Source organism: Echinicola strongylocentroti (assembly GCF_003260975.1).
GTDB classification, from domain to species: Bacteria; Bacteroidota; Bacteroidia; order Cytophagales; family Cyclobacteriaceae; genus Echinicola; species Echinicola strongylocentroti.
Window position 1 is genome coordinate 2,871,752 of sequence record NZ_CP030041.1, and the last position, 21,811, is coordinate 2,893,562.

At 43.4% G+C, this 21,811-nt stretch carries 22 protein-coding genes and 1 riboswitch; of the genes, 10 read left to right on the plus strand and 12 right to left on the minus strand.

The features are described 5' to 3' along the window. Positions 1–7: 7 nt before the first annotated feature. The 3 genes from DN752_RS11055 (at position 8) to DN752_RS11070 (ending at position 3,843) form a co-directional block, all read left to right on the plus strand. Positions 8–610, plus strand: a complete 603-nt coding sequence (locus DN752_RS11055; RefSeq protein WP_112783998.1) for an RNA polymerase sigma factor — start codon at positions 8–10, stop codon at positions 608–610. After that, positions 585–821, plus strand: a complete 237-nt coding sequence (locus tag DN752_RS11060) for a hypothetical protein (RefSeq protein ID WP_112783999.1) — start codon at positions 585–587, stop codon at positions 819–821. The genes DN752_RS11055 and DN752_RS11060 overlap by 26 nt, the downstream gene beginning before the upstream one ends. A 454-nt stretch (positions 822–1,275) precedes the next feature. After that, a riboswitch (TPP riboswitch) is annotated at positions 1,276–1,371 on the plus strand. A gap of 84 nt (positions 1,372–1,455) precedes the next feature. Beyond that, positions 1,456–3,843, plus strand: coding sequence for a TonB-dependent receptor (locus DN752_RS11070; protein ID WP_112784001.1), 2,388 nt, complete (start codon positions 1,456–1,458; stop codon positions 3,841–3,843). A 95-nt stretch (positions 3,844–3,938) separates the two neighbouring features. Here the strand turns inward: DN752_RS11070 and arsB are convergent, their stop codons facing one another. From arsB to dxs, 6 genes are all read right to left on the minus strand, one after another. Beyond that, positions 3,939–4,982 carry an ACR3 family arsenite efflux transporter gene (arsB, locus tag DN752_RS11075; protein WP_112784002.1) on the minus strand — a complete coding sequence of 348 codons (1,044 nt, stop codon included), beginning with the start codon at positions 4,980–4,982 and terminating at the stop codon, positions 3,939–3,941. Next, entirely contained in the window at positions 4,979–5,611 is a 633-nt protein-coding gene (locus DN752_RS11080) for a low molecular weight phosphatase family protein (RefSeq protein WP_112784003.1), read from the minus strand. The genes arsB and DN752_RS11080 overlap by 4 nt, the downstream gene beginning before the upstream one ends. A gap of 18 nt (positions 5,612–5,629) precedes the next feature. Beyond that, positions 5,630–6,094, minus strand: a complete 465-nt coding sequence (locus DN752_RS11085) for a DUF6428 family protein (protein ID WP_112784004.1) — start codon at positions 6,092–6,094, stop codon at positions 5,630–5,632. A gap of 49 nt (positions 6,095–6,143) precedes the next feature. After that, on the minus strand, positions 6,144–6,473 hold the full coding sequence (locus tag DN752_RS11090; RefSeq protein ID WP_112784005.1) for an ArsR/SmtB family transcription factor: 330 nt from the start codon (positions 6,471–6,473) through the stop codon (positions 6,144–6,146). A 131-nt stretch (positions 6,474–6,604) separates the two neighbouring features. After that, a complete protein-coding gene (locus DN752_RS11095) occupies positions 6,605–7,369 on the minus strand; it encodes an alpha/beta fold hydrolase (RefSeq protein WP_112784006.1) in 765 nt (254 codons plus the stop codon). A 579-nt stretch (positions 7,370–7,948) separates the two neighbouring features. After that, positions 7,949–9,865: a 1-deoxy-D-xylulose-5-phosphate synthase gene (dxs, locus tag DN752_RS11100; RefSeq protein WP_112784007.1), complete on the minus strand. Its 1,917-nt coding sequence runs from the start codon at positions 9,863–9,865 to the stop codon at positions 7,949–7,951. Positions 9,866–10,058: 193 nt separating this feature from the next. On the opposite strand from dxs, the gene DN752_RS11105 reads away from it, so the two are divergent. Next, positions 10,059–10,808, plus strand: coding sequence for a segregation and condensation protein A (locus DN752_RS11105; RefSeq protein ID WP_112784008.1), 750 nt, complete (start codon positions 10,059–10,061; stop codon positions 10,806–10,808). 5 nt (positions 10,809–10,813) lie between these two features. Continuing rightward, the gene (locus DN752_RS11110; RefSeq protein ID WP_112784009.1) at positions 10,814–11,869 is read left to right on the plus strand and encodes a lysylphosphatidylglycerol synthase transmembrane domain-containing protein; all 1,056 of its coding nucleotides are present in this window, start codon (positions 10,814–10,816) and stop codon (positions 11,867–11,869) included. A gap of 976 nt (positions 11,870–12,845) precedes the next feature. Here DN752_RS11110 and DN752_RS11115 read toward each other — a convergent pair. Beyond that, positions 12,846–13,307 (minus strand): hypothetical protein, encoded by a 462-nt coding sequence (locus DN752_RS11115; protein WP_112784010.1) that lies wholly within the window; start codon positions 13,305–13,307, stop codon positions 12,846–12,848. 18 nt (positions 13,308–13,325) lie between these two features. After that, positions 13,326–13,913 carry a hypothetical protein gene (locus DN752_RS11120; RefSeq protein ID WP_112784011.1) on the minus strand — a complete coding sequence of 196 codons (588 nt, stop codon included), beginning with the start codon at positions 13,911–13,913 and terminating at the stop codon, positions 13,326–13,328. A gap of 78 nt (positions 13,914–13,991) precedes the next feature. On the opposite strand from DN752_RS11120, the gene DN752_RS24680 reads away from it, so the two are divergent. Continuing rightward, on the plus strand, positions 13,992–14,141 hold the full coding sequence (locus tag DN752_RS24680) for a hypothetical protein (RefSeq protein ID WP_170134448.1): 150 nt from the start codon (positions 13,992–13,994) through the stop codon (positions 14,139–14,141). 251 nt (positions 14,142–14,392) lie between these two features. Here DN752_RS24680 and DN752_RS11125 read toward each other — a convergent pair whose 3' ends face one another. Then, positions 14,393–14,848, minus strand: a complete 456-nt coding sequence (locus tag DN752_RS11125; protein WP_112784012.1) for a hypothetical protein — start codon at positions 14,846–14,848, stop codon at positions 14,393–14,395. A gap of 101 nt (positions 14,849–14,949) precedes the next feature. After that, on the minus strand, positions 14,950–15,303 hold the full coding sequence (locus DN752_RS11130) for a DUF3127 domain-containing protein (protein ID WP_112784013.1): 354 nt from the start codon (positions 15,301–15,303) through the stop codon (positions 14,950–14,952). 877 nt (positions 15,304–16,180) lie between these two features. On the opposite strand from DN752_RS11130, the gene DN752_RS11135 reads away from it, so the two are divergent. Next, complete coding sequence (locus tag DN752_RS11135; RefSeq protein ID WP_112784014.1) at positions 16,181–17,542, plus strand: MATE family efflux transporter; 1,362 nt, start codon at positions 16,181–16,183, stop codon at positions 17,540–17,542. Between the two features lie 80 nt (positions 17,543–17,622). Continuing rightward, complete coding sequence (locus tag DN752_RS11140; protein ID WP_162633192.1) at positions 17,623–18,000, plus strand: hypothetical protein; 378 nt, start codon at positions 17,623–17,625, stop codon at positions 17,998–18,000. Positions 18,001–18,108: 108 nt separating this feature from the next. Here DN752_RS11140 and DN752_RS11145 read toward each other — a convergent pair whose 3' ends face one another. Beyond that, positions 18,109–18,402, minus strand: coding sequence for a winged helix-turn-helix domain-containing protein (locus tag DN752_RS11145; protein ID WP_112784016.1), 294 nt, complete (start codon positions 18,400–18,402; stop codon positions 18,109–18,111). Continuing rightward, the gene (locus DN752_RS11150; RefSeq protein ID WP_112784017.1) at positions 18,395–18,982 is read right to left on the minus strand and encodes a hypothetical protein; all 588 of its coding nucleotides are present in this window, start codon (positions 18,980–18,982) and stop codon (positions 18,395–18,397) included. The genes DN752_RS11145 and DN752_RS11150 overlap by 8 nt, the downstream gene beginning before the upstream one ends. Before the next feature lie 713 nt (positions 18,983–19,695). Here DN752_RS11150 and DN752_RS11155 point away from each other — a divergent pair. Both DN752_RS11155 and fabF read left to right on the plus strand, forming a co-directional pair. Further along, on the plus strand, positions 19,696–20,286 hold the full coding sequence (locus DN752_RS11155; RefSeq protein WP_112784018.1) for a TetR/AcrR family transcriptional regulator: 591 nt from the start codon (positions 19,696–19,698) through the stop codon (positions 20,284–20,286). 49 nt (positions 20,287–20,335) lie between these two features. Beyond that, entirely contained in the window at positions 20,336–21,601 is a 1,266-nt protein-coding gene (fabF, locus tag DN752_RS11160; protein WP_112784019.1) for a beta-ketoacyl-ACP synthase II, read from the plus strand. The last annotated feature ends 210 nt before the right edge of the window (positions 21,602–21,811 follow it).

Genomic DNA, 21,811 nt, shown 5'->3' on the forward strand with positions numbered 1-21,811 from the left:
AGAATTTATGAGTAAAAGGTTAAGACCGAAAGACAGCGAATTGATCGCTCAGTACAGAAATGGGAGTGAAGCTGCTTTCGAAGTGTTGGTAGATAAATATAAATCCCGTGTCTTCACGACGATTTATATGATAGTAAAAGATCAGGGTGTAGCAGAAGATCTGTTACAGGATGTGTTTGTGAAAGTAATCCAAACGCTGAACTCTGACCGGTATAACGAAGAAGGGAAGTTCCAGCCATGGCTGATGCGGATTGCGCACAACTTGGCTGTAGACTATTTCAGGAAGATGAAGCGCTATCCATTTATCATGATGGAGGATGGCTCCAATCTCTTTAATACATTAAAATTTGCTGATTCCAATGTCGAGGACCAAAAGGTCAAAGATGAGACCCATGCATTGGTCAGAGAGCTTATCGACGAACTTCCAGAAAGCCAAAAACAAGTGCTGATCATGAGACACTATATGGATTTGAGTTTTCAGGAAATCGCTGACCAAACAGGAGTAAGCATCAACACGGCGCTTGGAAGAATGCGTTATGCGCTTATCAACATGCGGAAAAAGTTGAAACAAATTAATGTTGCCTATGACAAAATATTTTACCCCAAATGAACAGCTGATAAAGTATCTATATCAGGAAATGAGCGATGAGGAAAGCGAAGGTTTTGAGCAGCTTTTGCAAATCGACGATCGCTTGATGCAAGACTATCTGGACGCTATAGACATGCTCGGACGCCTCAATGATGAAATGATGGAACCATCGGAAAAAACCGTCGTGGCCATTAAGAGAAAAGCTAAATCTTCCGGATTGGAAAAAGTATAATCTGAACTATATTATCAATCATATTGCCCTTTCTGGTCAAACCCAGAGAGGGCTTTTTTCTGTCCTGGATGTTTACCATGCACCTTGTCCTAGGGGAATGAGAATAAAGCCAAAAAGCCAGGCCATGGAGCCTCTCGCCACGGCCATAGCCGTCAGTTTAAACGGATATGGGGTCAAGCGGAAAAGTTGAGGGGTTGATGGAACGCTGATGACGCAGATGATGATGATTTGCGCTGATTTTTTGCTTAAATTGAAAAAGACAAGTGGCATAAAAAGCTTAGCTGTTCGGGATTTGTAATCCCGAACCGGGATAATGGGGATTGGAAATCCCCCCTAGACCAGGGCGAACGCATTTAAAAAAGTATCCCAGTTTGAATATATCTGCTTGTTCCTACAGCACAACTCAACAACACCTTTTCATTCTTCGATAATCCTTCTACCTTTGCGGGAAGAAAGATCGAATTAGGGGTGCCCTACCAAACGGGCTGAGATCATACCCATATTACCTGATCCGGGTAGTGCCGGCGAAGGGAAAGGCGATTTCCATGACACATGGAACAATCGGGTAAACAATAAATGGAGCAATCACCCCTGGATGGCTCTAATGTTTAACCAAGCTTAATCAATTTTCATTATGAAACGTATGTTGTTGACAGCAGCAATGCTGCTGGTCGGAGTTTGTGCAATCGCGCAAAACCAACTCACCGGAAAGGTCATAGATGCCACCACCGGAGAACCATTAATCGGTGCCAACGTGCTCCTTGAAGGCACAGGCAGAGGAAGTACTGCAGATCTCAATGGAGCCTTTGCCATCAAAAACATCCCAGATGGCCAGTACCAACTGAAGGTCTCCTTTGTTGGCTATGAGGCAGAGGTGAAAGCGTTGGAAATCCCATCTCCTGAGCTTGAGATCAAGCTGAAGGAAAATTCACTGTTGACAGAAGAGTTTATCGTTTCGGCCACAAGGGCTTCCGAAACTACTCCTACGACGTTCTCCACCGTCACCAAGGAAGACCTTGCCAAAAACAACCTCGGTCAGGACATGCCCATGTTGCTGAACTACACGCCATCCGTAGTAACCAATTCGGATGCTGGAGCAGGCATCGGCTATACAGGCCTGCGCATCAGAGGGTCTGACCAGACGAGGATCAATGTCACGGTAAATGGAATCCCTATGAATGATGCCGAGTCCCATGGCGTCTTCTGGGTAAATATGCCTGACTTTGCCAGCTCGGTGGACAATATCCAGATCCAACGTGGTGTAGGAACATCCACCAATGGTGCGGCGACTTTTGGCGCCAGCATGAACATCCAGACGGATACCAAAAAGGAAGAAGCGTATGGCGAGGTAGCCACCTCGTTCGGTTCTTTTAACTCCCAAAAATACACCGTCCAAGCTGGTTCAGGCCTCCTGAATGACCGCTGGGCCGTGGATGCCCGCCTCTCCCAGATCAAATCCGACGGGTATGTGGACAGGGCTACGTCCGACCTAAAATCCTATTTCCTCTCTGGAGGGTATTACGGGGATGACCACGTCTTCAAAGTCAATGTATTTTCTGGCAAAGAAAAAACCTACCAGGCTTGGTATGGCCTTCCCGAAGACAAACTGGAAACCGACCGGACATTTAATTACTACACCTACGACAACGAAACCGATAATTACCAGCAAGACCATTACCAGTTTATCTATACGGGGAAGTACGGTCAAAACTGGAAGACACACGCGGCCTTGCATTATACGTATGGTCGAGGATACTATGAACAATACCGCGAGGAGGATGACTTTGCGAGCTACGGCCTAGCCCCAGTGGTGATCGGTGATGAGACCATCGAGAGTACCGACATTATCAGAAGAAGATGGCTGGACAATGACTTCTTTGGAGGAGTATTTTCGGTGAATTATGTGTCTGACGATGGCCGCTGGGACCTGATCTTGGGTGGTGGTGCCAACCGTTATGATGGGGACCACTTTGGCGAGATCATCTGGGCCCGGGTCGCTGGCGACACCGATATCCGCGATCGCTATTATGACAATAATGCGGTAAAAGACGACCGTAACATCTATGCCAAAGCCACTTACGAAGTCGCAGATCGGTTGTACTTGTTTGGTGACGTGCAGTTTAGGCAGATTGATTACCGCTTTGAGGGCGTCAATGACGACCAGCGAGTAGTAGACGGTGCGCAGCATTACAATTTCTTCAATCCAAAATTTGGCATCAGCTACGAAAGTGGAAAAGGCGAAACCTGGTATGCCTCCTATGCAGTGGCTAATCGGGAACCGGTCAGAAGTGACTTTACGGATAATCCCATCACGGAAATCCCACGTCCAGAACGGCTCCATAATATAGAAGCAGGTATCAGGGCACAAAAAGGCAACGTTAGCTATAATGCCAATTTCTACTATATGGGCTATAAGGATCAGCTGATCCTAACTGGGCAGATCAATGATGTCGGTGCTTACATTCGGGAAAATGTGGATAATTCCTATCGCGCGGGGATCGAACTGGATGGAGCCGTGAAGCTATCCCCCAAGTGGACCCTTGGCGGAAACATCGCCTTCAGCCGCAATAAGATCGATGCCTTTACAGAGTATGTGGATGATTACTCCAGCGAAGTATTCCAGCAGGAGGAATTTACGTATGAAGATACGGACATCGCCTTTTCCCCAAATATCGTAGGTTCGGCCATGGTGGATTTTCATCCAATCAAAAACATGGAGATCAGCTGGATGGCCAAGTATGTGGATGACCAGTACCTGGACAATACGCAGAATGATGGCAGGAAGCTGGATGCCTTCTTTACCAATGACATCCGATTTGCTTACACACTTCGGCCAAGGTTCTTAAAGGCATTGGAGTTTAATGTGAAAGTGAACAATGTCTTTGATGTCATGTATGAACCCAACGGGTACACCTTTAGCTATTTTGTTCCCGGTGATGCAAACAGGGAGCTGGTAACCGAAAATTATTACTACCCTATGGCCGGAACCAATTTTATGGCGGGAGTAAACGTGAAATTTTAAGCCTAAGTTAATGGCACGCAGATGAATACTTGTGGATCAGATAGTCGCGGATTATATCCAGCGTAAATCCGTGTTATCTGCGTGCCATCACTTTTTTATGTAAATGAGAAATACTTTTTACGTAACCAGAAAGCCACTCTAACCAGCAGGATCAATGCCGGCACCTCTATCAAAGGACCAATAACCCCTGCAAATGCCTGGCCTGAGTTCAAGCCAAAAACAGCTATCGCCACAGCTATCGCCAGCTCAAAGTTATTTCCCGCAGCCGTAAAGGCCACCGCAGCGGTTTTGTCATACGTGGCACCCATGGCTTTGGTGATAAAAAAGCCAATGATAAACATCACCGTAAAATAAATCATCAACGGAATAGCAATGATCACCACATCACCAGGGATTTCCATGATCAGCTCCCCTTTTAGCGAAAACATGACGACGATCGTAAATAGCAATGCTACCAGCGTCATAGGAGAGATGGCAGGAATAAACGTGTTAGTGTACCAGTCTTCACCTTTTGTCCGGATCAGAAAATACCGGCTCAATATCCCCATTAAGAACGGAATCCCCAGATAAATGGCCACACTTTCGGCTATGGTCTGAATGGAAATGTCCACCAAGACACCATCAAACCCGAAATAAGGAGGAAGTACAGTGATAAATATCCAAGCATAAAAGCTGTAAAAGAAAACTTGGAAAATACTGTTCAGCGCCACCAATCCAGCACCGTACTCGCTACTTCCCTCTGCCAGGTCGTTCCAGACCAAAACCATGGCAATACACCGCGCCAAGCCTATCAGGATCAACCCTACCATATATTCTGGATAATCCCGCAAAAACAGGATAGCCAATACGAACATCAATACTGGCCCTATCACCCAGTTGAGCAGTAATGATATGGATAGGATTTTGGTGTTTTTGAAGACTTTGGGCAATAATGAATAATTCACTTTTGCCAATGGGGGATACATCATCAGGATCAGCCCAATAGCAATGGGGATATTCGTGCTGCCATGACTTAGGGACTCTACTTTGATAGGTATGGCAGGAAAATAGTATCCTAGACCAACCCCCACCGCCATGGCCACAAATATCCACAGGGTGAGGTTTTTGTCAAGAAAACTTAATTTTTTACTCGCTGTCATGATGGTTTGTTGATTTTCGAAAATACATAGTACATTTCTGAAGCGATCTGATGGCTTCTTTCCAAGTACTTTTCTGACTGTTGCGGTGTGCCATCAAAAGCTTTGGGGTCATCATAGGTAACGGGGATCCGTTGCTCAGCGCCAGCAATAAAAGGGCAACCCTCGTCCGCTTGGGAGCAGGTCATTATCGCTGCAAAACCTGAATCGGGATTAAACCCATCATCCCATTTTTTGGAAAACCCAATCACCGGATGTGCATTGCTTGCGTATTTTATACTGTAAACAGGATTTTTCCCTTCTTCTTGGAGCTTTACTACATTAAATCCCTGATGGGACAACGTCTCAGCAACCTTGGGAAATAAGGCTGTCGCCTCCGTACCTCCAGAGAAACTTCTCACCTGACCTATCCCCCAGTAATAGGCCATGCACTGTGCCCACACTTGGGCCAAATGGCTCCTTCTGGAATTATGGGTGCATATAAAATTCAGTAGGACAGGTTCGTTTCGGTCTACCTTGGCCTGAAGATAATCTACCAATGGCTGTAGCGTCAACTTACGGTCATCTGAAATTTGGTCGCTGCTTACCGCATCTATAGTGGCTGACAAGTTATTAAATAGCGTTTTTTCCATGATCTTAGTTATTGGATATTAACAACAGTTTCCACCAGGAGTACACGCTCCAAACTGGCTTGAAGAAACTTCCACCTTTGGTTTTTCAGCAGGAATTCCGCACTGATCTTTGGCCAGGCAGTCAGTTTCCTTGGTAGTCAAGATAAAATTGGTACCGTCAAAGTCCAGTCCGAATTTTCCGATTGTTTCTCCTTGGTACTCTACTTCTATTTCCGCATCTGGAAGTCCTAGGGTTTTCTCAGAGAGTTCAATAATATGCACTAACTTTTCGGGGTGCAGTCGATGGTCGTAATCATCCGCATTCCAAAGTTGGAAATTAACAACCTCCTCATTTCGGACAGTGCCGCCACAATCGATAAAGTGTTTGGTGACTTTCCCTACCTCGGTGACGTGAAAATGGCCCGGAACCAAACTCCCGTCTGGAAGTTGAAAGCCTATTCTCTCCAAACTGTTCAATGCTGATTTTACTTCTGATAGTCTCATAGATTCATTAGTTTATTGCGATATTACGATAAAACAAGGTAATTTTTTTTTAACAACAATCCAAACTAGTAATATCTTGATCCATAAAAGGCATCATAACCTCCTTCATCTTGAGCCAGTTTTCCTTATGGATACAATAGCAGACACTTGTTCCTTCCACACTTCCTTTGATCAAGCCAAGGTGTTTGAGTTCTTTGAGGTGTTGCGAGATCGTGGCCTGTGCCAAGCCTATCTCAAGCACCAAGTCGCCACAAACACAGGTATTGATTTTGAACAAATGCTGGAGAATGGCTACCCTAGCTGGATGCCCAAATACTTTAGCATAAGCAGCAATGGCATTTTGCTCGGATGAAAAGATGTCTGTTTTAGCTAGTCCCATTTTGTCAATTGTTATATTGCAATATTACGATAAATAAATTTTACATCCAAGTTTTTTTAAACCCGGTTTGTTCATTAGCAACCTCTAGGCGATGGAGATTTACCATCTCTCTCTACCGTTGATAGGCACTATCAAATTTCCAAAAACTCCCTTACCATTGCCAGCGTAGTCGCTTCTTGCTCAAACATCCCCATGTGACCGGCATCGGGAAGTTCGTGGTAGGCATCCACATAGACCTGATGTTTTCTGCTGTCGTCTATTTTTACTGCACCGTCAAGCACTCCGGCAATCATCAGCTTTTTGCCACTAAAATCACGGAGCACATCCATCCTGTCTTTCCTGTCCCGCATAGCTTTGGTAAAGGACACCAATCCTTCATTGGTGGTTCTGCGGGCGATTTGGACAACTTCCTGGATGGTGCCTTTCATGGATTCGCGGTGTGCTGCTGTAAACAGCGGAGGAACAAAGGAGTCGACAAAAACCTTAACGCCATGCTTCTTTACAAAGGTAAGGGTACGGTTTCGGACCCCGATTTTTTCCTCATCATCTGCAAAGGCCGTAGAATGAAAAAGCCCCAGGCCTCCAAGCTCATCACCCATCAATTCTGCCATGGCCAAGGCCACATATCCGCCAAGGGAATGTCCAATGACCACTGGCTTTTCCAATGCTAAATCATGGATCCAGTCTTGTAGCATTTGTGCAGCCTGCTCCATAGAGATCGTTTCTTCATACCAACGGGAATCCCCAAAACCGGGCAGATCAGGACACAGTACCCGGTATTCACCGGAAAAAGCCTCGATAAATTTTCCCCACATCTCCTTGGTCTCACAGAAACCATGGATAAAAATCACGGGCTTTCCATGCCCTTGGTCGGTGTATTCGATGGTAGCGGTCATAAAAATGAAGTTAAGGATAAAGTAGGTAACTGCCAATTGAGAACCTAGGTTCTACAGATCTGAGTTGGATTATACAACTGGCATCAATGCCTCACTGCGAACGCAGCGATAGCGGACTGGAGGAATCTTTCTTTTTGGGTCGAGGTGGCTTCTCCATGCTCTCTACCTGGCGGCAGACAGCGATTTCTATAGTCAAAGGAAGGCTTATCTGGCTGAGCAAATTATAGCCGTCAATGCTTTCTTTCCCGAACACTAGATATGATATAAGACTATTCTATTGATATGAAAAATTTAATTTTACTATACGCTTTTTACCGGTAAGTTTTATTTCTCACAGAACGCACAGGATACCCGGAATGAAATATGGCTTTTCTGGGATTTTGGTGGTTTCTGTGAGAACCTGTTTACAATCTCTGTGATTACTGGTGGCATTAAGAAATTTGAGTATGAGTAATCGTGCCAGTGACCAAATGCTATAACGACTGTAGTCTGTCGCCCCTCTTCCGTGACCGATTATCCACCATAAATGACTGGTCAGATTACTTTATAAGCATAAAACTGGATAATGAAAAAATTCAATCAATGATTGGCAGAAATGGCCTCGGTCATTTTTTTCACCGCTGCTACAATTCCCTCCGAATCCATACCACATTCCTTATGCAGTTCCAGTTGAGTGCCGTGTTCGACCACCTCATCTGGAATTCCCAGTCGCTTGACTTGTGCTTGATAGTCATTGTCCATCATCCATTCCAGTACAGCACTACCAAAACCTCCCATGAGACAACCGTCTTCCACGGTGATGACTTTCTTGAATTTGCCAAACACTTCATGCAGCATTTCTTCATCCAACGGCTTCACAAATCGCATGTCATAGTGAGCTGGGTCAAGTCCTTCCTTGGTCAGTTTATCACATGCTTCCACTGCATAATTTCCAATATGACCGATGGTAAGGATGGCTACATCTTCACCTTCTTTTACAATGCGCCCTTGCCCTGTGGTGATTTCCCGCATAGGCTTCCTCCAGTCAGGCATCACACCTTGTCCACGTGGATAGCGGATCGAATACGGCCCTTCATAGATCGATGCAGAATACATCATATTTCGAAGCTCTTCTTCGTTCATCGGCGCGGCCACTACCAAGTTGGGAACACACCTGAAAAAGGCCAAATCATATGCACCGTGATGTGTAGGGCCATCGGCACCGGCAAATCCTGCTCTGTCCAGACAAAAAACAACGGGCAAATTCTGCAAGCAGACATCATGTACCACTTGGTCATAGGCACGTTGCATAAAAGTGCTGTAGATATTGCAGAAGGGTTTCATGCCCTGCGTGGCGAGACCTGCTGAAAATGTCACGGCATGCTGCTCGGCGATGCCCACATCAAAAGCCCGGTCTGGCATGGCTTTCATCATGATGTTCATAGAAGAGCCAGAAGGCATGGCAGGGGTGACCCCCATGATGCTATCATTTTCCTCGGCTAGTTCTACGATGGTATGCCCAAAGACATCTTGGTATTTGGGAGGCTGAGGGGTATCGTATACTTTCTTGGCTATTTCTCCTGTGATCTTGTCAAATTTCCCGGGAGCATGCCATTTGGTTTGGTCTTTTTCGGCCAGGTCGTAGCCTTTCCCTTTTACCGTCAGGCAATGCAAAATCTTAGGGCCTGGGATTTTCTTGAGGTCATTCATCACTTCTACTAAGTGATTGACATCATGGCCGTCCACTGGACCAAAGTAGCGCAGGTTGAGCGATTCGAACAAATTGCTTTGGTGCAAAAGGGCTGACTTAACAGCTCCCTCTACTTTGGAAATGACTTCTTGGGCACTGGATCCGAATTTGCTGAACTTGCCCAAAATCCGCCATAAGTCATCCTTGAACCTATTATAGGTTTGCGAAGTGGTGATGTCTGTCAGGTAATCCCTGAGTGCTCCCACATTGGGATCGATAGACATACAATTGTCATTAAGGACAATGATCATATTGGTATCCGATACACCGGCGTGGTTCATGGCCTCAAAAGCCATTCCGCCTGTCATTGATCCATCGCCAATAACGGCCACGTGCTGCTTGAGCTCATCGCCTTTATATTTGGACGCCATGGCCATTCCCAAGGCTGCAGAAATGGATGTGCTTGAATGGCCCACCCCGAAGGCATCGTATTCGCTTTCCTTCCTCTTAGGAAAACCTGAAATCCCTTTGTAAAGTCTATTGGTATGGAAAGTTTCTCTTCTTCCGGTCAGGATCTTATGGCCATAAGCTTGGTGGCCCACATCCCAGATAAGCTGGTCAGAAGGGGTATTGAGCACATAGTGCAATGCCACGGTCAGTTCCACAACACCCAGACTTGCCCCAAAATGACCTCCATACACGGAGACGCTGTCAATAATGTATTGACGCAACTCTTCACAAATCTGAACAAGCTGATCCTTTCTGAACTGCTTGAGGTCAGCAGGAGAGTTGATCTGGGCAAGTAATTTTCCTGGTTCTATTAACATTGCGGTCTATATCCCTTCTGTACTAATAACTGTGACGGTAAATGATTGTTTTAATATAGCCAAAATTTAGCCAAACTTCTTATCTGCAAGTTTTCTTGCTGATTTTGAACCGTCTCATATTGAATTTTGTATTTATGTAATATCTTTGATATTCAATCTGATCGCAAAATTAAGAGAAATTTAATAGTATCCAGTGAGTTTCGAGATCAAATTACCGCTTTTTGAGGGGCCGTTCGATTTGCTTCTGTTCTTTATTGAGCGGGATGAGCTGGATATATATGATATTCCCATTTCCAAAATCACCCATGATTTCCTGGATTACCTCAAACACCTGGAACAAATGGAAATCGAAGTGGCCAGTGAATTTATCCTCGTTGCGGCCACATTGATGAAAATCAAGTCCAAACTACTGATCCCCAGACCGGAGCTGGATGAAAATGGAGAGGAGATCGATCCCAGAGAGGAGCTCATCAGGCACCTGCTGGAGTATAAGAAGTACAAATCCGTCATCGGGGAGCTCACCGAGATGGAGGCTGCCCGAATGACCAAAGAAAAAAGGGGCAATATCGCTTCGGAGCTTAAAGAGCTCAGCAAGTCAGATGATGTAGAAAGTGAAATCCAAGACTTGGACCTGTACAAAATCCTCAAGGTTTTTCAACGGGTAATGGCTCGATACGCCGCCAGAACTGATGAGACTAAGCACACAGTGGTGCAATATCCCTACACCATTGATCAGCAAAAGAATTTTGTACTGGATAAGATCAGTTTCAAAAAAAGGATGCCTTTTACAGAGTTTATCGAGTACAAGCCGGACAAGATATTTGTAATCTACACTTTTTTGGCGATTTTGGAGCTCCTTCAGCTTTCCTTGGTTACGATCAAGCTGGGAGAGGGCTTTAACAATTTTTGGGTAGAAAAAATAGAGGAAATCCCAGCAGCGTAAATTTTATGAAGTTAGACAACAAAGAGATTTTCAAGACGCTTAATCCGAACAAAGTCTGGATTCCTGTGCTATTCGGGATAGGTATTGTCTTTGTGATGTTCTACTCCGACCCCTCCATTACACGAGAAAACCTTCGGAGTGTCTTCGATGCCTCGTGGCCATCCATCTTATTGGCTATTTTGGTGATATTTCTGCGTGATGCAGGCTATGTCTATCGGATCAGGGAGATCACGGATAAGCACCTTAGCTGGACCAGGGCCATTTATGTGATCATCCTTTGGGAGTTTGCTTCAGCAGTGACACCATCGATCGTAGGGGGTACAGCTGTGGCCGTGTTTATCCTCCACAAGGAAGGCATCAAGCTGGGAAAGGCCATTGCCTTTGTGATGGTGACCGCTATATTGGACAATTTGTTCTTCGTCATTGGCGCTCCTTTGGTGTTGTTTTTTGCACAGGGAAGTATTTTCCCGGACAGTCACGTCCTGGAGCTGAGATTGGGCAAGAGCCTGAATTACATCTTTTGGGTGAGCTATTCCTTATATGCGCTGTATTCCTTGATCATGGCGGCGGCATTATTTTATCGGCCAAGGGTCTTTAAGTGGGTGCTATTAAAAATCTTTAGCATCCGATGGATACGCAAATGGAAGTACAATGCCAGCGAGTATGGCGACCAGATCATCGAATCCAGCAAGGAGCTACAAGGCAAAAAAGCCAAATATTGGATCACCATCGCCGTAGCCACCATTTTTATCTGGTCTTCCCGCTACCTGATGCTCAATGCCCTGATGACGGCTTATGTAGACTTGAGTTTTACGGAACATATTTTGGTCTTTGCGAGGCAGATCATCATGTGGATCGTCATGATGATTTCCCCTACCCCTGGCAGCAGCGGTACAGCAGAGTTTTTCTTTGCACAGTTCTTCTATGAATTCCTGACCAACTACACCTTTGTGGGAAGTATCCTATGGAGAATGTTCTCTTATTATCCTTATTTGCTCTTGGGGGCGATCTTCCTTCCTAGATGGATCCGTCAGGTCTTTTTCAAGAAGAAAGAAGAGTAAGCCCCGGAAGGATATCAGGATTTTATCAGTAGGATAGAAGTAAGCGGTGTCGTCGGTCAGCTGTCGACTGTCCACAGGAGTCAAGGAGCTTGAAACCTTCCAGCATCATCATCTCACTGATCCTTCGTCTCGTGCATTACTTGGGAAGATAATTTTAACCCGCACTACAAGACATCGGCAAATAGTGACGTAAATCAGCTAACTTATTTAACCACATTAGGAACATAGGGTACATTAGGGAAAATTCGGTAATCAATATGCTGAAGCCATACCAAATCCAACGACATACAAATCTTCGGAAGTTAGATGAAAATATGCATTAGCCTATCTATTGCGACAAGAAATTGCTTTGCTTTAGTTTTCGGTTCTACCTGGCAGCTAAACCATAGCCGCTAGGTCAAGGGTGTAAAAGACTGATAGACAAGCCTGCCTTATTGCCCGCTCGCTTTTTAATTTCTTAACGCCCAATACCTGCAAGGCGGAATCAGTTAATAAGTCTGTTTTATGCTATAAAGAGTCTCTTTTGGATAAATTATCATGATTATTCCATGCAGTGGCCTATTTTCTTAAATAACCAAGTTGAGCCAGAACTATAAGCTCCCCTGAGCCAAAAAATGGTATCGTTTCCTTAAGACGGCCCTTGGCATGCCTGTTTTTCAGTAGGTGGTGGAGGCCGTTAGAAAAGGGAGTTGGCTCGCGTCGTGGAACAGCGAGACCCACTCTCTTTTAGGCCGTAGCTACCGGATGAAAATTAAAATGGGGGAGGGATCGTCGTCGCATGGGAAATGTATGTCCCATTTTAAAAGGCATACCACAGGCCTAGATTTTTTTCTTTCTTTTTTCATCAATGGAAAAAAGGAAAAGGATAAAATCCACCAAGATGATCAGGTTTCTGCGGCCACAGTCAATCAAAAAAGGGGGGCTTAAATACATAAAAAGGATAAATACCTTTAACTAAACGGCATTGATTTCGGGTTTAATTTCTAATTCCCTCTGAGAAAAAATTCTTCTTCCACATCTCTTTACAAACGAAATTGACACAATCTAAAATCTGGTAGATATTTTTGGGCACAAAAGGGCTCAGGCTGATTTGGTAATTGCCATGTCTGTCCTTTTGGATGTCCAATTCATATTGGTTCTTCAGCTGAAGTAATTCTCTTGGAAAAAAAATCTGGACATGGGTAGAGGTCATGTCATAATGAATGCCAAATTGCTTCTTTTTGTGGTGATAACGATGCTGAACGGACTTTTCCTGAAACAGCTTTTCGGATATATGAAGCATGGAGGATTGCCATAACTTTGGATTGAACTGATGGGTGACCTGGATGTTTCCCCTTATGAATTTATAGCTCACATGATGATCCAGCTCTAATTTAACAGGCAAGTTATTCTTGATGGATAGGAACCTCCATAAGTTATCAATTTTTCTTACGTCCATTTTCACGATATTTTGGGTCTACTCTATCAACCGAAAGTAATCTTCAGCGGTCGTTAAAAAAGCCTCTTGTCCCTCTTCTGTGTCCAGAATTGGGAGCCATTCTTGAGCCACCTTTACTTGGAATTTAGTCTTGCCATCTATTAAAGGCCAGATTTTTTTGACGAAACGATAGTGACTCCTGCGATCTCCTTGGCGAAAACTTACAGTATCCCTTATTTCTTTATCCACTATCCATCTCACCTCCACTTGGGCTTCATTTTCCAGCCTTTCAGAAGGTTCTATAAAGATGTAGGCTTTATTCCTTATACGGCTTATAATAATAGAGGGATTAACAAATATCAAATTTTTATTCTTAAAACGCTTCCTTAAACGATATATTTCCAGTTTTGACTCCTTATTTTTATCGATATCATAATAAGGTTTTCTCACATTTTTAAAATATAACAGATTGGAATCTGTGATATGATTGGGGCCTTTAGAAGCGGAATTATCTGCCCGGTAGTCGTTAAAAAAAGACAGGATCAACACTATTCCTACGGACACAAGACCAAAGATCTTCATGATCTTGATCAGCTCAGAAGTCAATATCGGATCGTTGGCGGGCATAAGCTTTCGTACAATTGAATGCAGTTACGGTAAGCAAGGCAGTTTTGAAATCGTAAAGTAAACCATAACTTTACTGACATGTTTGATTTAAAAAAGAATATTCGATTTCGTATCGGATCAGAAGACTGGGAAATGCCCTTCGGCGTGCTTTTGCTCTTACTTGGGATCGCTCTTGTAATGATCGTAGGAGGGGCTTACTTGGGATATTACTATGGAAAAACCCATTGATGAAAACTGACTCATGACCAAGGTAAGAACGGGCCGGACGCTATGATATTTTAAGGATTCTCTAAACAGCAAAATACAAAACCCTCGATAACCACCTGATAATCTATCAGTCGAATATGGCTTGATGGGGATAGCGCTACACAAAGTAGGCCCTTTTTCTGAAAAAGGGCCAATGATCATTTCCCCAATGGTCTTTCGTTCTTCCCCGCCCACGTTTTTCAATTATTGATTAAGTAGGTAGGGAATACCGTTCAAAACAAGCCCCAGCCGTCGTCAAATTTGCAGGAAGGATCGAAGCCCTTTACCCAGTCCACAAATAGTGACTTGAAGTCGTTAATGGCATCGCGGAGTAGCTGAAGGTGTTCTTCCGAATGATTGTCCACCATGGCCACCGAATAGGTCATTGAATTTAGATGGCGGGCATGCACTTTCATAAAAACGGCATTTTCCATTTTTAGGATATAATCGTCCACCCCTTCGGCACCTGCAAATTTTCCGCATATGACAGTGGCATCTTCTAGCATATATGTACCGTACATTTCTTTGGCCCCTTCATCCAAGACACCTACCAGCGCTTCGGTAAGGTGAAGGATGTCGTTGGCCTTCTGCATGAGTGGGTGCTTCCTGATGCGGTCTTGTTCTCTTCTGAAATCTTCCTCGTCTCCATCATCCCATTGATCATCGTCATCATCAAAATCATTCCACATAAACTCCAGATTTATTGTTAAGCTATTTTACTAGTAAAAAGGGCTGTACCGAAATCTCGATACAGCCCTTAAATATAGTCTTTTTGATAGTTTTGCCTCTATCAGAATGGCAAAATATCTTCTCCACTTTCGTCATTGAAGGTGCTTACCTCAGGAGAACCTGCCGCTCCTTGGCCGCCAGCTGGTGCTCCACCTTGCTTATCCACTCTCCATACCTTTACGTCGGTGTACCATCTGCTGTTATACTCACGGCTTTCGATCTCTATTCCCGCTTTGACAGTGTCACCTTGCTGCATCCCAAACTGGTCAATTTTATCTCCCCAGACGGTTAGGCAAACTTTTTTGGGATATTGCCCTTCTGTCTCAAGAATAAAATCCTGCTTTCTCCATGTCCCATTTTTTCCATTGCCAGATTGCTCAGGCATGATCTGAATGATTTTACCGTTAATTTCCATATAGTTATTTATTTTTATTGCCTTTCCGAACCACGAAGGTACTCATTCACCCCTTTTATTAAAAAAGAGAAGGTTTAATTTCTCAAAGTTTTTTGGACATCCCTGCTGAATGCCCTTGGCAATAAATGAATTAACCCGGTTTATGCATGCCAATAGTGCCATCAAGGATGACTGATCCTAGTTCCAAGTACAAAAGGCCAGTCAGTCAGTTGCGTTTAAAATGACAAAACTTCCAGAGCAAACGCATTTAAAAAAATGTTCCTATTTGCATTTATATCTGTCGTTCCTACGGAACTTACACTTTTGTGTGTAATCATTTTTTGTTGTCACCTGCACCTTCTATATGCCCCTCCGCCAAAGGCGGATGAGGCAGGATGCTCAGTTGCTAACGCATATTCAGGGTTTAACCTCAACCAAATCAACTAATCATTCTTTCAGCCCATCCCGCCATTCGGTAATCTAGTGTCAAGCCAAACCTAAACCTACGTGTAATCCGGTGTGTCTTTTGGCCTATCTCTACGTTGCAAAAAGACTTCCTTAGCTACGGCTAGGGGCGTTTTTTGTGCCTTGATCTCGTCCAAAATCCACTACCGCCTTACCCGTCATTTAAGCGTTGACTTGACTCTAGGCTACTGCGGTTTCCAATGTACAAATCGGGGCAAAGTGCCAGCGGCACGATAAATCTTGTAACCTGCGGATTCATCCGCAGGAGCTTAAGCTCTCCTCAACCTTCCGAAGGAGTGCCATCGGAACGGATGATAGCTATGCCTACACGAAAATTGTTCCCCTTCAAAACACTAAACGCGTTTGCCTTGACAAAACTTCCCTTTCCAGGTGCTATTTCTTTATGATTAATTATCTTTGACCAACTGTTTTTATGCAAGCACCGAAAGAGAAAAAATACACAGAAGGGAAGTTAATATCTGCACTTGTCAGCCTCGCCTTCCCGATCATTTTGGCCAATGTCCTTCAAACTGCCTATCAGCTGATTGATACTTTTTGGCTGGGAAGATTGGGGGCCAATGCGGTGGCTGCGGTGAGTGTGAGTTTTCCTATTCTCTTTCTGATCTTATCGGTCGGGGCCGGGCTTACGCTGGCCGGTACGGTGCTCGTCTCTCAGCACAAGGGAGCCAATAACCAAAAAATGGTCAATTCCGCCTCTTCCCAGACGGTATTTGTGGTGTTTTCTATCTCGGTTTTACTGGCTATCGTGGGTTATTTTGCTGCTGGACCCTTGATGAAGGTGATTGGGGCAGGCCCGGAAATCTACTCCGATTCGGTTGATTATTTCAAAGTATCTTCATTGGGCTTTGTCTTTCTCTTCATGTTCTTTGTCTTCCAGTCCCTTATGCGTGGGATCGGCAATGTCAAACTACCCGTTTATGTGGTATTGGTCACCGTATTGCTCAACTTGGTGCTTGACCCACTTTTTATTTACGGGTTTGGGCCAGTGCCGGGATTTGGAGTAGCGGGTGCAGCCGTGGCCAGTGTCATTACCCAAGGGCTCTCGGCCATCGCAGGCATCTACATCATGTGGAGAGGGAAACACGGCATTCAAATCCATTTTTCCGAAATGAAATGGGATCCTCCATGGGCCAAAAAACTGTTCCAGCTTGGTTTTCCTTCCAGTATGGAGCAATCCGCCAGGGCTTTGGGAATGATCATGATGGTCATGCTGGTCACTAGCTTTGGAAGTGAAACGGTCGCTGCATATGGAGTGGGCGCCAGAATGCTGAGTTTTGTAATCGTGCCAGCATTGGGATTGGCCATTGCCACGACTACCCTTGTGGGACAGAATGTGGGGGCGCGAAAACTCAAAAGAGCAGAAAAAACAGGCCTGCTCAGCATAAAAGTTGCCTTTTTTGGGCTAACGGGCATTGGCATATTGCTGTTTCTGTTTGCCGAGGATTTGGTGCGGTTTTTTGTTCCCAATGAGCCCAATGTGATTGCTGACGGTGCCCTTTTTATAAAGATCATGGGGCCTAGCTTTGGCTTCCTCGGCGTCCAGCAGGTGGTCAATGGCACCTTTAATGGAGCAGGATTTACCAAAGCGTCCATGTTTATCTCTTTCCTGAACCTGTGGATTATCCGTTTTCCAGTGGGATATTACCTGGCTTACCATACTTCTTTGGGCCACGAAGGAATCTACTGGGCATTCCCCATCTCCAACTGGGTCTCTGCCATCGTCGCTTTTATCTATTTCAAAACGGGTTATTGGCGGAAGCGGCTGGAGAGCTGATGCATAAATCAAGTGCGACGAACACCGCATTATTACTTCCTCTACAATAATCCTTTGATCAACCTAAAGCCTTTATTGCTATGAGTAGAATGCTTGGAATGTTTATCGTTGTTTTACTATTATGGTCATGCCAATCGGCAACTCCTGAATATCCGGATTCCAAATGTGCAGAAGCCACGGAGTTTGTCCAAGAGGTAGAAAACAGGGAAGGAAGATTATATCGAATGGAAGATTCAGAAAACTACGCTATCAATTACCATTATCCAGAAACGATTGATATGGTGGATGTGGGAGTTGTTTGCCATATTCCGACTGATTTTCCATTGCCCGAGACTACTGAAGAGGCGCTAGAAGTCACCTTTCGTGGTCGCTATTGGAAGTACACCGATGTGCCTCCAGCCATGCCTGCTGGAAGTACGGTGTATTATTTGGAAGTGACAGCTATCAGCAAAGAATAGTAGTAGCTACCAACGATATGGTATTGAGTTAGAAACCCACTACTCATAGTGCCTCAGCACAGCTGTCGGAACAACAAGGAGAAATGTGGGAACTGCCAATATTGCCCTTTATTTTTTCTTCACCTGAAGATAAACCTCTAAGGTTTGGACGTATTCTTCGAAGGCTCGGACTCCTTTTTTGGTAATTCTGCAGGTGGTAAGGGGAAAATTGTCCCGAAATGATTTATCCACCTCTATATAGCCTGCGGTTTTAAGTTTGCCGATCTGGATGGAAAGATTGCCTGAAGTGGCCCCGGTTTTTTCTTTGATATAATTAAATTCTGCATCCTCTACTGACATCAACAATGAAACGACGGCCAGCCTCAATTGGCTGTGGAGAATGGGATTTAATGTTTTAAACATTGTTTACTGGGGATTTTGGCTTCATTAGGTGAGCTGGGATAATATAACTGGTCAAAACGGCCACCATAAGCAGAATGAGTTGGTATTGAAATGGTTGTGTGAAGGCAATAAAGCCGCAAACCGAACTGACAATCCCACCGACCATCAACACCCTGTACTTCAAAGACACCGCAGTAGCATAGGAAGCTGTTCCGTACAAAATCATAAAGATAGGGTATACGACATCCCAACCAATGACAAAGGCCCTAAAAAGTACAAGAACAAGGGCAATTCCCATGCCTCCCCATATACCTGCCATCACTCGCCCCATGTAGGTACTTGCTTTGCGCCGCTTTTTCTTCTTGGCCAGATAGACGAAATGAGCCACACCGCCCAATGCCATCAGTGTCCATATCTGATAAGCTTGTGGGTACTGCACGACAAACGCCAATACATAATGAGCCACTGCACATCCCAATGTGAGGTACCCCCACATAAAATATAAAAAGCGGTCTTGATAAATCTGGTATTTGGTAGATTCCATCATTGAGCGGATCAGCTGGATGCTTTCCTTCTCGTTCCATTGTCTTGTTTTTTCCATCGGTTTTATTTTTTAGTTAAACTCGGTTTATGTATTTGGAATCGTCATAGCCTGTCCCGATGGCTATCAGGAAGAGCTGAAAGAGCAAGAAAAATCAGTTGGTTTGGAGGTGTGAGCGTAGCACCGCTACGGTGACACCGAAAACTAAAGCGAAGCGGCTGATTTTAAAGCAATTTCAGATCGCAATACCTGTGCGCCGTGGCGTAGATAGGCTAATGCATATTCCGGGTTAAATCCATATCCAAACTTGGGTGCCATTGCAGGCCAAGAGCGCATCTTGCAGGATTGGTCTTGCTCATCGAATGTCATGATGGCCACCGCATTGAAAGCGAGGCTATCTGATTGGTGCCCCTTCCCTTAAATGATGAGCGCTTTACCGCTGAGCCTGAATCCCACGTTTTCATATTGATAGTACTTGTTGTTAAAGAACACACTAACATAAAGTAGTTTATAATATAAACCAAATTAAATCAGTGTTTTATGATTTGGATATGGACCAAAGCTAGGAAACTGTGGATGTATTTATATGTAGGGAAGTTATACTGGAAAAGCACCCCACCTAAAGCCTAGCAGACAGTATAGTGCATACCCTTCGGGATACGCACCATACACAAACCGTTAGCCAACACATCAAGCAACTAAGTAAAATCATAGAAAAAACAAAATAAATACAGAAATTTGGAAAACTATATACCGTAGAGTATATTTGTAAAATGGTAAGGTCAGAGAAAACTAGGCAATTAATAATTGAAAAGACAGCTTCTATATTCAATAAAAAGGGATATACAGGAACTTATTTGTCCGATTTGACCAATGCTACTGGATTGACAAAAGGCAGTATTTATGGCAATTTCAAAGATAAAAACGAAGTCGCTTTAGAAGCTTTTAAATTCAATTATAAATTTCAGACGCATCAAATAATTAACAAAATTGAAAAAGAAGATAATTCAGCAAATAAATTAATTGCCTTTCTAAATCATTATAAATCATCATTTAAACCAATTTTTAATAATGGAGGTTGTGCAATTCTAAATACTGCGGTTGATGCTGATGATGGAAATGAATTATTAAAAGAAGAAGTACTAAAAACAATTCATAACTGGCATAAAAAAATAGTATCAATATTAATTGAAGGAGTTAAAAAAAATGAACTCAAAGAAATAGACATCGACCTATTTTCGTATCGAATGATTGCTATAATTGAGGGTAGCATTTTATTGGCAAAAACATTGAACAAACCAGAGATTTTATTAAATAACATAGAACATCTAGAAACAGAAATTCTACAATTAAAACAGGAGTAAAAAAATTTAATCATTCATATACCGTAAGGTATATGGTAAAAAAATATATATGAAAAGAGTAGTAATAACAGGGCTAGGAGCAATTACACCTATTGGAAAAAATGTAAAACAGTATTGGGAAAATCTATTGAAAGGAATTTCGGGTGCAAATAAAATAACACGTTTTGATGCAAGCAAATTCAAGACTCAATTCGCTTGTGAAATAAAAGAGTATGACGCTTTAGATTATTTTGACCGTAAAGAAGCTAGAAAACTTGATAGGTTTAGTCAATATGGGCTAATTTCAGCAGAAGAAGCCATTAAAGATGCTAATCTCGATTTTTCAAAATTAGACACAAATAGAATTGGTGTAATTTTTTCAAGTGGCATTGGTGGCTTTGAAACCTTTGAAAAGGAAATAATTGATTATACAAATAGGAATTTAAACCCTGGTTTTAATCCGTTTTTTATACCAAAGATAATATCCAATGGTTTGTCTGGTATAATTTCAATTAATCACGGCTTAAGAGGTGTAAATTACTGCCCTGTTACCGCTTGTGCTTCATCAACTCAAAGCATTATTCAATCCTTTAATTATATCAGGTTAGGAAAAGCAGATATTATTATCGCTGGTGGTTCAGAAGCACCAATAACAGAATCATCAATTGGAGGATTTAATGCTATGAAAGCAATGTCCACCAACAATGAAAATTTCAGTTCCGCTTCAAAACCATTTGATACAAATAGAGATGGTTTTGTTGTTGGAGAAGGTGCAGGAGCTTTAATAGTAGAAAGTCTTGATTCGGCATTGAAAAGAAATGCGAAAATTTATGCCGAAATCGTTGGTGGTGGAGAAAGTTCGGATGCTTATCATATAACCGGAACGCATCCCGAAGGACTTGGAGCATATTTAACAATGGAAATCGGAATCAAAGAAGCTCAAATAACATCAAATGAAATTGATTATATAAATGCACACGCAACATCAACTGGTTTAGGAGATTTATCTGAAATTAAAGCTATCGAAAGACTGTTTAAATCAAGTATTGACAAGGTACAAATTAGTGCGTCTAAATCTATGACTGGACATTTACTAGGCGGAACAGGTGCTATAGAAGCAATATCGACTTGTTTATCCGTAAAAACAGATTTGATACCACCAACAATCAATACCACCGAAATTGATGAAAATATTTCGAAGGAATTAAACCTAACATTAAGAAAGAAATCATTGAAAAAGATTGATTATGCTTTAAGCAACAGTTTTGGATTTGGCGGACATTGTTCGGCAATGATAATCAAAAAATACGTTTGCCAGTCGAGTAGCCCAACCTGATCCAATTAGCTCAGGTTGAGGCTCTCACAGCTCTGCTGAGCTTGTCGAAGTACCACCGTACGTACGGGTCTTACCGATAGTCAATCGGTACAGGCTGTATACGGCGGTTCGTAAAGCATAGGAATGCCGCTCTTTACACCAATATCCCCTTACTTCTAAGATAAGGCTACACTAAGGCTTCTTATCGAACCGGCCTGACGGATGGCCAGG

What these genes read in the sequence shown, in the direction of transcription:
- DN752_RS11055 (WP_112783998.1), top strand. Translation starts at nt 8, where the DNA reads ATGAGTAAAAGGTTAAGACCGAAAGACAGCGAATTGATCGCTCAGTAC.
- DN752_RS11060 (WP_112783999.1), top strand. Translation starts at nt 585, where the DNA reads ATGACAAAATATTTTACCCCAAATGAACAGCTGATAAAGTATCTATAT.
- DN752_RS11070 (WP_112784001.1), top strand. Translation starts at nt 1,456, where the DNA reads ATGAAACGTATGTTGTTGACAGCAGCAATGCTGCTGGTCGGAGTTTGT.
- arsB (WP_112784002.1), bottom strand. Translation starts at nt 4,982, where the DNA reads ATGACAGCGAGTAAAAAATTAAGTTTTCTTGACAAAAACCTCACCCTG.
- DN752_RS11080 (WP_112784003.1), bottom strand. Translation starts at nt 5,611, where the DNA reads ATGGAAAAAACGCTATTTAATAACTTGTCAGCCACTATAGATGCGGTA.
- DN752_RS11085 (WP_112784004.1), bottom strand. Translation starts at nt 6,094, where the DNA reads ATGAGACTATCAGAAGTAAAATCAGCATTGAACAGTTTGGAGAGAATA.
- DN752_RS11090 (WP_112784005.1), bottom strand. Translation starts at nt 6,473, where the DNA reads ATGGGACTAGCTAAAACAGACATCTTTTCATCCGAGCAAAATGCCATT.
- DN752_RS11095 (WP_112784006.1), bottom strand. Translation starts at nt 7,369, where the DNA reads ATGACCGCTACCATCGAATACACCGACCAAGGGCATGGAAAGCCCGTG.
- dxs (WP_112784007.1), bottom strand. Translation starts at nt 9,865, where the DNA reads ATGTTAATAGAACCAGGAAAATTACTTGCCCAGATCAACTCTCCTGCT.
- DN752_RS11110 (WP_112784009.1), top strand. Translation starts at nt 10,814, where the DNA reads ATGAAGTTAGACAACAAAGAGATTTTCAAGACGCTTAATCCGAACAAA.
- DN752_RS11115 (WP_112784010.1), bottom strand. Translation starts at nt 13,307, where the DNA reads ATGGACGTAAGAAAAATTGATAACTTATGGAGGTTCCTATCCATCAAG.
- DN752_RS11120 (WP_112784011.1), bottom strand. Translation starts at nt 13,913, where the DNA reads ATGCCCGCCAACGATCCGATATTGACTTCTGAGCTGATCAAGATCATG.
- DN752_RS24680 (WP_170134448.1), top strand. Translation starts at nt 13,992, where the DNA reads ATGTTTGATTTAAAAAAGAATATTCGATTTCGTATCGGATCAGAAGAC.
- DN752_RS11125 (WP_112784012.1), bottom strand. Translation starts at nt 14,848, where the DNA reads ATGTGGAATGATTTTGATGATGACGATGATCAATGGGATGATGGAGAC.
- DN752_RS11130 (WP_112784013.1), bottom strand. Translation starts at nt 15,303, where the DNA reads ATGGAAATTAACGGTAAAATCATTCAGATCATGCCTGAGCAATCTGGC.
- DN752_RS11135 (WP_112784014.1), top strand. Translation starts at nt 16,181, where the DNA reads ATGCAAGCACCGAAAGAGAAAAAATACACAGAAGGGAAGTTAATATCT.
- DN752_RS11140 (WP_162633192.1), top strand. Translation starts at nt 17,623, where the DNA reads ATGAGTAGAATGCTTGGAATGTTTATCGTTGTTTTACTATTATGGTCA.
- DN752_RS11145 (WP_112784016.1), bottom strand. Translation starts at nt 18,402, where the DNA reads ATGTTTAAAACATTAAATCCCATTCTCCACAGCCAATTGAGGCTGGCC.
- DN752_RS11150 (WP_112784017.1), bottom strand. Translation starts at nt 18,982, where the DNA reads ATGGAAAAAACAAGACAATGGAACGAGAAGGAAAGCATCCAGCTGATC.
- DN752_RS11155 (WP_112784018.1), top strand. Translation starts at nt 19,696, where the DNA reads ATGGTAAGGTCAGAGAAAACTAGGCAATTAATAATTGAAAAGACAGCT.
- fabF (WP_112784019.1), top strand. Translation starts at nt 20,336, where the DNA reads ATGAAAAGAGTAGTAATAACAGGGCTAGGAGCAATTACACCTATTGGA.